The 13,448-nt window shown below is 42.2% G+C and carries 14 protein-coding genes and 1 pseudogene; 8 read left to right on the top strand and 7 right to left on the bottom strand.

Features of this window, described 5'->3' with window-relative positions; genetic code table 11:
- Nucleotides 1-14: 14 nt before the first annotated feature.
- On the top strand, nt 15-260 hold the full coding sequence (locus ACFN7Z_RS07250; protein ID WP_005401120.1) for a hypothetical protein: 246 nt from the start codon (nt 15-17) through the stop codon (nt 258-260).
- Nucleotides 261-357: 97 nt separating this feature from the next.
- Here the strand turns inward: ACFN7Z_RS07250 and metK are convergent, their stop codons facing one another.
- Nucleotides 358-1,524 carry a methionine adenosyltransferase gene (metK, locus tag ACFN7Z_RS07255; protein ID WP_004984924.1) on the bottom strand — a complete coding sequence of 389 codons (1,167 nt, stop codon included), beginning with the start codon at nt 1,522-1,524 and terminating at the stop codon, nt 358-360.
- Nucleotides 1,525-2,244: 720 nt separating this feature from the next.
- On the opposite strand from metK, the gene tkt reads away from it, so the two are divergent.
- The 4 genes from tkt to ACFN7Z_RS07275 all read left to right on the top strand — a co-directional run bounded on the left by tkt (nt 2,245) and on the right by ACFN7Z_RS07275 (nt 5,849).
- Complete coding sequence (gene tkt, locus ACFN7Z_RS07260) at nt 2,245-4,233, top strand: transketolase (RefSeq protein WP_010326883.1); 1,989 nt, start codon at nt 2,245-2,247, stop codon at nt 4,231-4,233.
- Between the two features lie 116 nt (nt 4,234-4,349).
- Nucleotides 4,350-4,565, top strand: coding sequence for a hypothetical protein (locus ACFN7Z_RS07265; RefSeq protein ID WP_004696769.1), 216 nt, complete (start codon nt 4,350-4,352; stop codon nt 4,563-4,565).
- A gap of 114 nt (nt 4,566-4,679) precedes the next feature.
- Entirely contained in the window at nt 4,680-5,129 is a 450-nt protein-coding gene (locus ACFN7Z_RS07270; protein WP_010326882.1) for a GNAT family N-acetyltransferase, read from the top strand.
- A gap of 123 nt (nt 5,130-5,252) precedes the next feature.
- Nucleotides 5,253-5,849, top strand: a complete 597-nt coding sequence (locus tag ACFN7Z_RS07275) for a YceI family protein (RefSeq protein WP_004984916.1) — start codon at nt 5,253-5,255, stop codon at nt 5,847-5,849.
- Nucleotides 5,850-5,952: 103 nt separating this feature from the next.
- Here ACFN7Z_RS07275 and ACFN7Z_RS07280 read toward each other — a convergent pair whose 3' ends face one another.
- Together ACFN7Z_RS07280 and ACFN7Z_RS07285 are read right to left on the bottom strand one after the other, a co-directional pair.
- Nucleotides 5,953-6,654, bottom strand: coding sequence for a glutamine amidotransferase (locus ACFN7Z_RS07280; RefSeq protein ID WP_010326881.1), 702 nt, complete (start codon nt 6,652-6,654; stop codon nt 5,953-5,955).
- Between the two features lie 116 nt (nt 6,655-6,770).
- Entirely contained in the window at nt 6,771-7,334 is a 564-nt protein-coding gene (locus ACFN7Z_RS07285; protein ID WP_010326880.1) for a TetR/AcrR family transcriptional regulator, read from the bottom strand.
- 94 nt (nt 7,335-7,428) lie between these two features.
- Between ACFN7Z_RS07285 and ACFN7Z_RS07290 the strand changes: the two genes are divergently transcribed.
- Both ACFN7Z_RS07290 and ACFN7Z_RS07295 read left to right on the top strand, forming a co-directional pair.
- Complete coding sequence (locus ACFN7Z_RS07290; protein ID WP_010326879.1) at nt 7,429-8,196, top strand: SDR family oxidoreductase; 768 nt, start codon at nt 7,429-7,431, stop codon at nt 8,194-8,196.
- Nucleotides 8,197-8,207: 11 nt separating this feature from the next.
- Nucleotides 8,208-8,804 carry a 2-hydroxychromene-2-carboxylate isomerase gene (locus ACFN7Z_RS07295; protein WP_010326878.1) on the top strand — a complete coding sequence of 199 codons (597 nt, stop codon included), beginning with the start codon at nt 8,208-8,210 and terminating at the stop codon, nt 8,802-8,804.
- Nucleotides 8,805-8,869: 65 nt separating this feature from the next.
- On the opposite strand, the gene eutC is transcribed toward ACFN7Z_RS07295, so the two are convergent.
- The 3 genes and pseudogenes from eutC to eat all read right to left on the bottom strand — a co-directional run.
- On the bottom strand, nt 8,870-9,685 hold the full coding sequence (gene eutC, locus ACFN7Z_RS07300) for an ethanolamine ammonia-lyase subunit EutC (RefSeq protein WP_005401128.1): 816 nt from the start codon (nt 9,683-9,685) through the stop codon (nt 8,870-8,872).
- A 10-nt stretch (nt 9,686-9,695) separates the two neighbouring features.
- Nucleotides 9,696-11,081 carry an ethanolamine ammonia-lyase subunit EutB gene (locus ACFN7Z_RS07305; protein WP_005401129.1) on the bottom strand — a complete coding sequence of 462 codons (1,386 nt, stop codon included), beginning with the start codon at nt 11,079-11,081 and terminating at the stop codon, nt 9,696-9,698.
- Nucleotides 11,082-11,094: 13 nt separating this feature from the next.
- Nucleotides 11,095-12,423: pseudogene (eat, locus tag ACFN7Z_RS07310) on the bottom strand (ethanolamine permease); the annotation flags it as partial.
- A 76-nt stretch (nt 12,424-12,499) separates the two neighbouring features.
- Between eat and ACFN7Z_RS07315 the strand changes: the two are divergent.
- On the top strand, nt 12,500-13,246 hold the full coding sequence (locus ACFN7Z_RS07315; protein ID WP_004782810.1) for an IS5 family transposase: 747 nt from the start codon (nt 12,500-12,502) through the stop codon (nt 13,244-13,246).
- 6 nt (nt 13,247-13,252) lie between these two features.
- Here ACFN7Z_RS07315 and ACFN7Z_RS07320 read toward each other — a convergent pair whose 3' ends face one another.
- On the bottom strand, nt 13,253-13,399 hold the full coding sequence (locus ACFN7Z_RS07320) for a hypothetical protein (protein ID WP_395442658.1): 147 nt from the start codon (nt 13,397-13,399) through the stop codon (nt 13,253-13,255).
- Nucleotides 13,400-13,448: the final 49 nt, after the last annotated feature.

A 13,448-nucleotide genomic window follows, 5' to 3' on the forward strand; every position in this document is an offset into this window, starting at 1 on the left:
AAGGGGGTAAAGCCATGCTCTATCAATACCACTGCGCATGTTGTGAAACAGTTGTCGCATCAACAGATAAAGACTGTCCAAACTGTGGATCACATAATATTCGAAGTCCTTTTGGATTTTGGATTTTCTGTATTGTTGCATGTCTCGCAGCAGCGATTATCGTTAAATCTGTACAAGTCTATTTGGCCGACCGAAACAGTGAACCCGCTGCCGTGACTTCGCTCTTTGATGTGCTCAATCATGACAACAAACCCAAGTAGTGGATTTCAATGACTTCACGACTGAACTGATGCAATATTTTTCCATCAGTGAAAATAAAAAAAACCCGCATTAAGCGGGTTTCTTTTAGGATCAAACTTATAGGCCAGCTGAAGCTTTAAGCGCTTCCACTTTGTCTGTTTTTTCCCAAGTAAATGCAGTATCTGAACCTTCACGACCGAAGTGACCATAAGCAGCAGTTTGCTTATACATCGGTTGAATGAGGTCAAGCATACGAGTGATACCGTATGGACGTAAGTCGAAGTGTTCACGGACTAACGCAATGATCAGCTCTTCAGATACTTTTGCTGTATTGAAGGTATTGATCGAAATAGATGTTGGCTCAGCCACACCAATGGCATAAGACACTTGAATTTCACATTTGTCTGCAAGACCCGCTGCTACGATATTTTTCGCAACATAACGACCTGCATATGCAGCAGAACGGTCAACCTTAGATGGATCTTTACCAGAGAAAGCACCACCACCGTGACGTGCCATGCCACCGTAAGTGTCTACAATGATTTTACGACCTGTTAAACCACAGTCACCTACTGGACCACCAATCACAAACATTCCTGTTGGGTTGATGTGGAATTTGGTGTCTGCATGGAACATTTCAGCAGGGATCACTTTTTTCACGATTTCTTCAATCACAGCTTCTTTTAAGTTGCTTTGAGAAATTTCAGGATCGTGCTGAGTAGATAATACGACTGCATCTAAACGAACAGGCATGCCATTTTCATAAGCAAAAGTCACTTGGCTTTTTGCATCTGGGCGTAACCATGGTAAAGCGCCACTACGACGTAGTTCAGCTTGCTTTTCCATTAAACGGTGTGCATATGAGATTGGAGCAGGCATAAGCACGTCAGTTTCACGGCTTGCATAACCAAACATTAAACCTTGGTCACCTGCACCTTGATCTTCAGGCTTTTGACGGTCTACACCTTGAGCAATCTCTGGTGACTGTTTACCAATCATGTTGATCACAGCACATGTTGAACCATCAAAACCAAGGTCAGAATGGTGGTAACCAATGCCATTTACGGTTTGACGAACAATCGCTTCAAAGTCCACATTTGCAGTTGTTGTGATTTCACCTGCAAGTACTACCGCACCCGTTTTTACAAGCGTTTCACAAGCAACCCGCGCATATGGGTCTTCTTTTAAGATCGCATCCAAGATAGCATCACTGATTTGGTCAGCCATTTTATCTGGATGGCCTTCGCTTACAGATTCCGAGGTAAATACAGCGTACTCGCGCATAAGTCCTATCACAGTTAATTTAAAAGACGCAATATGGTACATCGACTTAGACATTTGAGCCAGTTCTACACGACCAAAATGACTGAATTTATTTCAATTCAACGACTTTTTATCTGATATAAGCATCTAAAAAATTGATATAGCGTTTATTTTTAGTTCGAAATGACAAAGTAAAGGCTTTTGGTTCAAAGTCTATAGGTCCGTATCATGAGATTTTGTACTTTGATTATATCTAATTTTAAAACAATAGCTTGTTTGAATTTTTGTTGGTTTGGGTGTTAAGTTGGTAAAGAAAAAATGCTCAAAATATGCATCAGAAAATAATCGATAATCTGTAGTAATTCATGAATAATTTAAAAAAGTGAATAAAATTCACCATGAATGTTTAATTGTATGTAAAAAATACAAATGTATCTTGTGATGTGTTTGATCCTCAAGGATAACGGTTTGTTCTGATGAGTGAATAGGGTGGCCGAGCTTTGTTTTTAAAAATTGATGATTCTATCGTGTAGAATTTGACTCAGAGAAAAGCGATAGAGACATTTCTGAGTGAAATTGTTGTGATTTTAGGCAATGCCCGCATTTATTAGACATTGATGATGAATAAATAGCGAAATATTGTCCATTAGGCTTTACCCATTCCTCTTTTTTTAAGACAATACACCTATCTTTGAATTCTATTCATCTTACTCTTTAAATCATTTGTTTGGACTCTGACCTATGACAACCCCGCTTAACGAACGTCGTATTGCAAACGCAATTCGTGTATTGGCAATGGATGCTGTGCAAAAAGCAAACTCTGGACATCCAGGTGCGCCAATGGGGATGGCTGATATCGCTGATGTGGTATGGCGTGAGTTTTTCAACCATAACCCGACTAACCCTCAATGGGCGAACCGTGACCGTTTTGTACTATCAAATGGTCATGGCTCTATGCTGCAATATGCGTTATTGCACCTTACGGGCTATGATTTATCAATTGAAGATTTAAAAGCATTCCGTCAACTGCACTCTAAAACGCCGGGTCACCCAGAATTAGGTTATGCACCAGGTATTGAGACTACAACTGGCCCGCTTGGCCAGGGTATTGCCAATGCCGTAGGTTTTGCACTGGCTGAAAAAACGCTTGCTGCGCAATTCAACAAAGACGATATTCAAGTTGTTGATCACTTTACTTACTGCTTCTTGGGCGATGGCTGCTTGATGGAAGGTGTTTCTCACGAAGCATGTTCATTAGCGGGTACTTTGGGTCTAGGCAAGCTGATCGCTTACTATGACGACAATGGCATCTCGATCGATGGCGAAGTTGAAGGCTGGTTCTCTGACGATACAGAGCAACGTTTCAAATCTTATGGCTGGCAGGTCATCAAAGTTGATGGTCATGATGCGGATGCAATCCGTCAAGCGACTGTAGAAGCGAAAGCTGAAGCGAACAAACCAACCATCATCATGTGTAAAACAGTGATTGGTTTAGGTTCACCAAACAAACAGGGTAAAGAAGACTGTCATGGTGCGCCTTTAGGTAATGATGAAATCGTATTGACTCGTGAAGCGCTTGGCTGGTCAGACGAAGCATTTGTTATTCCTGCTGAAGTTTATGCAGCATGGGATGCCAAAGAAAAAGGTTCACAAGCTGAAGCAGCCTGGAATGAAACTTTTGCCGCTTATGAAGCAAAATACCCAACTGAAGCAGCTGAATTGAAACGTCGCCTTTCAGGTGAATTGCCAGCTGAATTCCTTGCTCAAGCAGATGCATTTATCGCAGAAACTAATGCAAAAGCTGAAACCATTGCTACACGTAAGGCAAGCCAAAACACATTGCAAGCTTTCGGTCCATTATTGCCTGAACTATTAGGCGGTTCTGCGGACTTGGCTGGTTCTAACTTAACACTTTGGAAAGGTTGCCAAGGCGTTCAGGACAATCCTGCAGGTAACTACGTACACTATGGCGTACGTGAGTTTGGTATGACTGCCATTGCAAACGGTGTTGCGCTTCACGGTGGTTTCATTCCTTACGTTGCAACATTCCTTATGTTTATGGAATATGCGCGTAATGCAGTACGTATGTCTGCGTTGATGAAACAACGTGTAATCCATGTATATACACATGACTCAATTGGTTTGGGTGAAGATGGTCCAACGCACCAACCTGTAGAGCAAATTGCGTCTTTACGTGGTACACCAAACTTAAATACTTGGCGTCCATGTGACACGGTTGAAGCAGCTGTGTCTTGGAAGTCTGCACTTGTACGCTCAGAAGGCCCAACTGCGTTGATCTTCTCTCGTCAAAACCTACCATTCCAAACACGTACAGATGCACAAATCGCAAATGTAGCGAAAGGTGGTTATGTATTGGCTGAAGAAAAAGGCGAATTAAAAGCGATTATTATTGCGACGGGTTCTGAAGTTTCTTTAGCAATGGAAGCGCATGCACAACTTGACGGTGTGCGTGTCGTGTCTATGCCATGTGCTGAAGAATTTGTGAAGCAAGATACAGCGTACCGTGAAGCGGTTCTTCCATCAAACATTCGTGCGCGTGTTGCTGTTGAAGCAGCACATGTAGACTACTGGTGGAAGTTTGTAGGTTTAGATGGTCGTGTAATTGGTATGACGACTTATGGTGAATCTGCACCTGCGAAAGACTTATACCAATACTTCGGTATTACCACTGAAGCAGTTGTTGCTGCGGTAAAAGAATTGACAGCTTAATTTTTAAAAATTGACTGTTTGAAGGACGCTCCAGTTTAGGGGCGTCTTTTATTTTGAATGGTGTATATAATATGCAAGCTGCTGCTGAAGTAGCTGCATAAATTTTAGGTGATGATATGAGCTTGTACGATCAAATTCATGATGAAGTTGTATTGATGGATGCGGGCGAACAGAAGTGGATTGGACCAGATCTACCTTTGGAGGCGATGGTTGCTGTTGAACTGTTATTGCAAGATTTAGCAGAAGATAAGCAAATTAAGATCCGTCGTAAAAACCATGAAAAGCAGACAGGTATGAAGTTGATTGATCGGATTCTGATTGAAAAACTATGATGGTTGTCACGTCTAAAAGAAGCCTTATTGAAGCGATTCAATAAGGCTTTTTCTTTGTGGTGATTTCAGTTTAAATATAAGCCTTACAAAAATAAACATCACTTTGAGAGCAAAATGGAAGTAGCAAATATTCATATTGTGTCACTGACAGAAATCGATCAGTCGATCTGGGCTACATTATGGCAAGCTTATCAGGCATTTTATCAGGTTGATTTATTGGAGCAGATATCTAAAAACACGTGGCATAAATTGACTGATTCTAAGCGTGAGCATATGTATGGTTTTGCTGCGCTTATAGCAGGTCGGGTTGTAGGCATTGTGCATGTGATAGAGCATGATAGCTGTTGGACGTTAAAGCCTTATGCCTACTTGCAAGATCTATTTACGCATGAGGACTATCGTGGGCTAGGGGTTGCAAGAGCTTTAATCGAACACGTCAAAATGCATACCGAAAAGCGAGCATGTGATCGGGTTTATTGGCTGACCCATCAGGACAATTTGGTCGCACAACAACTTTATAATAAAGTCGCGAAGAAGACTGGTTTCATTCAATATCGGGCATAGCTAAGTTGCTACATTTAAAAACAATTATATCGTTCTAAAGTTGCAACATATCGTTTTATCTTTATAGATGTATTCGTTGTAGAACTCTATAGACTAAGCAGTATTCCAATGTGAGATAAAAACATGAACTTTAAAGCTTTAACAATCGGTTTGGCTGTTGCAACTGCGACTACATTTGCTATGGCAAAACCTGTGGCATATCAAATTGACCCTACACATACAGCAACAGTTTTCACATGGAGCCACTTTGGTTTTTCAACTCCATCTGCAAATTTCAGCGACATTCAGGGTGTGATTAATGTTGATAATGCAAAACCTGCAAATTCGTCGGTGAATGTAACGATTCCTTTATCTAGCTTAAACACTAACGTAAAAGCTTTAGATGAACACTTACAAGCGGCTGATTTCTTTGATGCAGCAAAATACCCAAAGATCACCTTTAAAAGTACAAAAGTACAAGCTGTTGGCGCGAATAAGTACAAAATCACAGGTGATTTAACCATTAAAAATGTGACGAAGCCTGTCGTTTTAGATGCGGTGTTGAATAAACAAGGTGAGCACCCAATGACCAAAGCGCAGTCAATTGGTTTCAACGCAACCACTTCATTTGACCGTTCTGCTTTTGGTGTAGGTGCATACGTGCCAAATGTGGGTGATAAAATTACTGTAAATATCACCACTGAAGCATCAGTTCCACAGCCTAAAGCTGCTGCAAAATAAGCGACATCTACCAAAAAGCACCTTATCAGAGGTGCTTTTTTATGTCCGCTGTAAACTTAAAAGTTAGAGCAATAGGCGCATTGAGCGGATTATGGCTGAATTATTAAGCCAGTGCTTTTAAATACGCTGCTAAAACTTGTCCAGAGGCATGTTCTAGTTGAGCTGCAAAGCGTTGGTTGTCTGCACGCAATGCGGGAATATTGATGCTCGCTTGACGCAGTTCAGCAGTATGCCCGATTAGCCATTTTTCTAAACCGTCCGCTGCGACCTCAGGATGGAACTGTAAGCCAAGAATATTTTTGCCTACACGAAAGGCTTGGTTGGGATAAACTTCTGAGCTGGCCAACAGTTCAGCTTGAGCAGGGAGTTCAAAGGTGTCGCCATGCCAATGTAGCACTTCAGTTTCTACCAGTGCTTGCAGTGGGTTCTGTTCAACGGCATTGAGCTGTAACTGACTCCAGCCAATTTCTTTGCTATGACCTGCATATACTTTTGCACCGAGTGCATGTGCAATCAACTGTGCACCTAAGCAAATGCCTAAAGTCGGTAAATTCTTTTCTAAGCGAACTTTTAGTAAGTCTATTTCTTGTTGTAAGAAAGGGTAGTCTTTAGTTTCATATACCCCAATTGGTCCACCTAAGATCACAGTTAGACCTGTGTAATCCAACGCTTTAGCTAAGTCATCTTTGCCGGCTTCAAAATATCGTACCCGATAACCCAATTGATATAACACATCTTCCCATGCACCCAAATCTTCAAAAGCAAGATGCTGAATCGCGTAAATGGTATCGGGTAGTGTCGTCATAGTTGGCTCGTTCACAGGGGTTAAAGGAGTGTAAAAATGTACAGGGAAATGCGTAGAAGTTGAAGGCAATAAATCAGAAAATATGTAGAAAAAAACTATAAATTCAATCCAAGGTTTTACTTGAGCTGAAGCATGTTTTTAATCATCCATTTGCTTGAGCTTAAAATTTCTCTTTGTAGATGTTCATCCGCCATGCTGCGCGCCATGACGATTGCACCGACCAGTTGACACAGTACCGCCCAAGCTTGTGTTTCACTGCCTAGATGTTGTGTAAAGAGTGCGTGACCACGAAGCATTTCCTGTTGAAAACACAGTTTTGTTGTTTCACTACTACGTGCTACTTCGGCTGCAAGAGAGGGAATAACACAGCCTTGATCTGGACGTTGCACATGAGACAGCGCTAAATAACGTTCAAGTTCGAAGTCAATCCACTCTTCGAGGTTGTCATGCGGATTGGCTTGCCATGCTTGAAAGCTGTGTTGTAACTCGGACTGGATCAGTGCTTCAAATAATTCATGTTTTGATGAAAAATGCGAATAAAAAGCACCGCTGGTCATTTGAGCCGCTTTCATAAAACCATCGACGCCAGTATTGGCAAAGCCTTGCTTCTTGGCCAGTTGAGCACTAATTTTAAGCAGCTCTTGACGTTTTTCTTCTTTATAGCCTGTTTTATAGCGCATAGGAGTTTCATCAAAATAAAATTGACTGATGCTGAAAACTATAACATAGTGATCGTTATGATAACGATCGTTATTTTATAAAGGGAGTATATTTATGGATGGATTACAGCCAGAACAGCAGTTGCAAAAGACTGATGCTAAAAAGAAAGTCGCGTTAGTGATTGGCGCAGGAGATGCTACAGGGGGCGAAATCGCAAAACGGTTTGCACGTGGTGGATACATCGCCTGCATGACGCGAAGAAATGCCGAAAAACTCCAGCCCTTAATTGCAGAAATAGAAGCCGAAGGTGGCCTTGCATATGGTTTTGCGTCTGATGCACGTAAAGAAGAGCAAGTCATCGCTTTGGTAGAGGAAATTGAAGCCAATATTGGTGAAATCGATGTTTTAGTGTTTAACATTGGGGCGAATGTGCCATGTAGTATTTTAGAAGAAACTGCACGTAAGTATTTTAAAATTTGGGAAATGGCTTGCTTCGGTGCGTTTTTGACTGGACGTGAAGTGGCGAAGCGTATGGTCGTGCGTGAACACGGCAGCATTATTTTCACGGGTGCAACTGCAGGAATAAGAGGTGCAGCAAACTTTGCCGCTTTTGCTGGGGCGAAACATGCACTGCGTGCCTTAGCCCAAAGTATGGCACGTGAGCTTGGCCCGAAAAATATTCATGTGGCACACGTGGTGGTGGATGGGGCAATTGATACCGATTTTATTAAAGACACTTTTCCTGACATGTACGCGCGCAAAGAACAGGATGGCATATTAAATCCCGTGCATATTGCAGAAAATTATTGGCATTTGTCGCAGCAACCGCGCGATGCATGGACGCATGAGTTAGATTTAAGACCTTGGATGGAAACGTGGTAAAAGGACAAAGCATGAAAAGCGTAGAATTTTATTTTGATTTAGGCAGCCCATATAGCTATTTGGCCTACTATCGTTTACTGCAAATAGCAGAGCAGCAAGAGATTCAGATTGTATATAAGCCTATTTTATTGGGCGGGGTGTTTAAAGCAACAGGCAATCGTAGTCCGATAGAGATTCCCGTCAAAGGGGTTTATTCAATCTTAGATATGCAGCGCTGGGCGGAGTATTACCAGATCCCAATGCAAATGAATCCGCATTTCCCGATGAACACTTTAACCCTAATGCGGATTTTGACAGGCGTTCAATTGTTGCATCTAGAAAAGTTTGAGCAAGTTTTGAAACTGTTATTCGATGCGATGTTTGGTACACCACAAAATCTGAATGAACCTACTGTCTTGGCAGAAGTGCTAAAACCAAGTGGCTTTTCTGTAGAAGATATTATGAGTATGGTTCAGTCGGATGTTGTGAAACAAAAACTGATCACTGAAACAGAACAGGCCATTCAACGTGGCATTTTTGGCGCACCGACATTCTTTGTGGGTGATGAAATGTATTGGGGCCAAGATCGCCTACATTTTGTAGAACAAGCGCTAAACAAAGCTAGCTAAAAACCTAAGTTAATAGAACGCATTATTTAGGATCAGCCGTAAAATAACGGCTGATTTGCTTCAAATTAAAATAAACGCTTAGGCGTATGTTCCGTGTCTAGACTGACCATTTCATGTTCATCTTTTAAGTCTACACCTGAGTAGCCGAGTTTCTTGGAGCCACGCATCAGAGACATTAGTCGTTGTACTGCAACAAGAATGCTTAAGCCCGCAGGTCGAACATTTGAAATACAGTTCCGTTTAGCATCCAAAGTGCCCGAGGCAGCTTTCCAAGTATAGTAAATGCCCATACTATCAGGTGAGCTTAGGCCAGGCCTTTCTCCAATTAGCATCACGAGCATAGTCGCGTGTAGGCACTCTGCAACTGGATCACCCAAAGCGACTCGGCTTCCAGTAGCAATAACCATCGGTGCAATGCTCCAGTGTTCTGCTTGCAGCTGCGGGATAAGGTGCTGAATAAAAGGAACTGCATTTTCTTCAATCGCCCGTGCAGATAGTCCATCACCAATCACAATACAGACATCATAGTTTTGCGGGTTACTGGCTTTAAAAACCTCTAAGCCATGTTGTGAAGCTGCACTTAACAGGCGACCTAAGTCAGGACGTTTTAAGTATTCTTGCTTATTTTCAGCTTGACTGTGTACCGTTAGACTATCCAAACCTAGTGTATTAAGACTCGCAACTAAGTGTTCGACATCTAAAGGTTGATGTACGGCATCTTGCGCTTCCGCATGCGCCAGTTGAAATTTCAGCAGTTCATGGGTCGGGATACTACAACCAGCACGACCAATGGCGATACGAGCATCGGTAAATTTCTTTAAGTTTTCCCAAGCATCCTGATGCTGTTCAGTTTGATAATTTTCTAGAGGAACAAGTGACATAAGCTGCTCCTTATATATGCAAAAGTTTTTCAAATTGTGGCGGGATATGCTCAGGCCAAAGAATGTGCTGCTGCTGTTGTTTAAAGATGCCTTGTTCAGCCAACCACAGATCAAATTCAGGTGCTGCTTTTAAGCCCAAAAGTTGCCTTAGATACAACGCATCATGAAACGACGTGGTTTGATAATTCAGCATGACGTCATCCGAACCCGGAATGCCCATAATAAAGTTCAGACCTGCTGTACCGAATAGGGTGAGTAGTACATCCATGTCGTTTTGGTCGGCATCGGCATGGTTGGTATAGCAAATGTCGCAGCCCATAGGTAAGCCTAGGAGCTTGCCACAAAAATGGTCTTCCAAGCCTGCACGGATAATTTGTTTGCCATTGTATAAATACTCTGGGCCAATAAACCCAACTACAGTGTTCACTAGCAGCGGCTTGAATTTACGAGCCACAGCATAGGCACGGACTTCCAAGGTTTGCTGATCTACGCCGTGATGCGCATTACTAGATAAAGCACTGCCTTGACCTGTTTCAAAATACATCACATTTTGTCCCACAGTCCCACGCTTGAGAGCCAGTGTTGCTTCATAGCCTTCACGTAATAATTCAAGGTTAATGCCGAAACCTTCATTGGCGCGCTGTGTGCCTGCAATCGATTGAAACATTAAATCAATCGGCACATTTTTCTCAGCCAGTTGAATCCCCGAACTGATATGCGTCAGTACACAAGACTGGGTTGGAATGTGATGCTCTTGGATCACATGATCGAGTAGTTTGAGCAGCTCCGATAAATTTTGTAGGTTATCGGTTGCAGGATTAATCCCAATGACGGCATCACCATTGCCATACATCAAGCCATCCAAAATACTGGCCGATATTCCCAAGAGATCATCGGTCGGATGATTCGGTTGTAAACGGGTCGAGAGATGACCTTTCAATCCGATGGTGTTGCGAAATTGGGTGATGACTTCACATTTACTTGCAACCAAGATGAGGTCTTGGTTGCGCATAATCTTACTCACCGCAGCCACCATTTCAGGGGTTAAACCGAGCGCAAGTTGTTGTAATTTCTGCGTAGTCGCATCTTCACTGAGTAGCCAGTTACGAAAGTCTCCTACGGTAAAATGTGAAATTGGTGCAAATAAATCACTACGGTGCTCATCGATAATCAGGCGGGTTATTTCATCCTGTTCATAGCTGATCAGCGCTTCAGTTAAAAACTGCTTCAATGGAACATCGGCCAATGCCATTTGTGCGGCAACACGTTCAGTGGCATTTTCCGCCGCAACACCTGCAAGTTGATCACCTGAGCGCAGCGGGGTTGCTTTTGCCATTAAAGTTTTTAAATCATTAAACACATAGTGCTGATGTCCAATCAATGTTTTATAAGCCATGTTATAGGTCCTTCTATAAGTCTTGTTCGGCCTTACGAATACTTTCAAATTCTTCTTCAGGTGTACCTTGAACGAGTCGATGGCGACTATGGAAAATAAAGTAGGCAATAAATAGCGCATAGATGCCTGCGGCCATAAACCAAACTTTAGGATCCACCACAAAACCAGCTATCACCGCAATACTGGCTAATACCAAAGCAATCGATGAGGTGACAATTCCACCTGGGGTTTTATAGGGACGATGTAATTCTGGACGGCTGATGCGCAGTTTAATGTGAGAAAGCATCATCAAGACATAAGAAATGGTCGCACCAAATACCGCCATCAGGATGAGCAGATCACCTTCACCTGTTAGAGACAATAAAAAACCAATGATGCCGGGAATAATAATCGCTAAATAAGGCGCTTTGTTTTTATTGGTCAGTGATAACGAGGTTGGTAAATACCCCGCACGAGATAAGGCGAAAATTTGACGTGAATAGGCATAAATGATGGAGAAGAAACTTGCAATTAAACCTGCCAGACCTACAAAATTGACAAAACTGCCTAACCAACTGTTTTGACCATAGACGGCTACCAGTGCATCAACTAAGGGTGCGCCTGATTCTTTAAGTTGTTCTGCGCCAGCAGCACCAGCACCTAAGAACAGAATAAGTAGGGCAAAAGCGGCCAAAATTAGCATCGAACCGATCAAACCACGTGGTAAGGATTTGGATGGATCTTTGGCTTCTTCTGCTGCTAGTGGTACACCTTCTACCGCTAAAAAGAACCAAATGGCATAGGGTACGGCCGCCCAAATGCCGATATAACCCATCGGTAGGAAGCTACTTGCACCGATATTTTCAGTTGGTGCAATGTTAAATAAGTTGGCGCTGTTAAAATGTGGCGCCATTGCGATGATAAAGACAAAAAGAGCGACGGCTGCAATGGCGGTAATGACAAACATAATCTTGAGGGCTTCACCTGCACCTTTAAGATGAATACCCATAAAAACCAGATAGCAGATGAGATAAATGATCCATCCACCGACACCAAATAAGGCCTCGCAGTAGGCACCAATAAAGCATGCGATAGCCGCAGGGGCGATGGCATATTCAATTAAAATCGCCGTGCCAGTGAGATAGCCACCAAATGGGCCAAATGCGGTACGCGCAAAGCTATAGCCACCTCCCGCAGTGGGCAGCATGGTGGCCATTTCAGACATAGACAGGCACATGCATAAGTACATGATGGCTACGACAACCGTTGCGATAAACATACCGCCCCAGCCACCTTGAGCAAGACCGAAGTTCCAGCCAGCAAAGTCGCCAGAAATGACATAAGCCACGCCTAAACCGACTAGGGTGTGTTGACACTTTTAGCTTAAAAAATAGCGAAGTAGTAAAATCAAATCGCCAAACCCAATTTTACTATTCGCTATGCCTCGTACCATGCTGACAGATCAACACTGGCAAAAGTTGAAAACTATTTTGCGTAATTTATCTATTCATCACAACTCAAATTTACGTAATTTTATTGAAGCTATTCTCTATAGAATTAGAACAGGCTGTCCGTGGCGAGATATTCCTTCCTATTTCGGTCAATCAAACTCTATTTTCAAACGTTTTAATCGTTGGTCAAGCAGTGGTAAGTTGCTTAGATTATTCAAATTATTAGCATCATGCCCCGATATGGAGTGGATTTTTATTGATGGCTCTCACGTACGTGCTCATCAACATTCTGCCGGTATAGCGAATCAATCTATTTCTAAAAGTGTAGGAGGAAACTCCTCAAAAATACATTTGATTGTTGATGCAAATGGCAATCCTGTTGATTTCATGATTACCGATGGAACCACACATGACGTCAAAGTTGCACCTGATTTAATATCAACATTAGACTTAAAAGAGACAAAAGTGGTCTGCGCAGATAAAGGCTATGATTCAGAACCACTGCGTGAACAGATCAGAAAAACAGGGACAAAAGCGAATATACCAAAGAAAATAAATAGCCAATCGAACAATGATCATATGGACTGGTATTTATATAAAATCAGGCATTTAGTTGAAAATATGTTTTGTAGATTAAAGCAATTTAGAGGAATAGCTACTCGATATGACAAGCTCAAAAGAAATTATCAAAGTGCTGTTGCCTTAGCCTGTATATTTTTATGGCTACCTTTATAGGTTTAATTATGAACAGTAAATGTCAACAGACCCTAATAATAGCCAGCCTACAGCACCTTGTTTCAGTTGCCTTTTTTCAAAATAGTCGTCAGATGTGCTTACAGTTGAAGTAGAGAGTGGAGTCGTTGAGCTGTTAATGGGAGAATCGGTCATATGAAGCTCCATATCTTGAGTTTTTATAGATGGCTTGATGGATGCAATA

This window comes from Acinetobacter sp. P1332 (genome assembly GCF_044057475.1).
In the GTDB taxonomy this organism is placed as follows: domain Bacteria; phylum Pseudomonadota; class Gammaproteobacteria; order Pseudomonadales; family Moraxellaceae; genus Acinetobacter; species Acinetobacter johnsonii.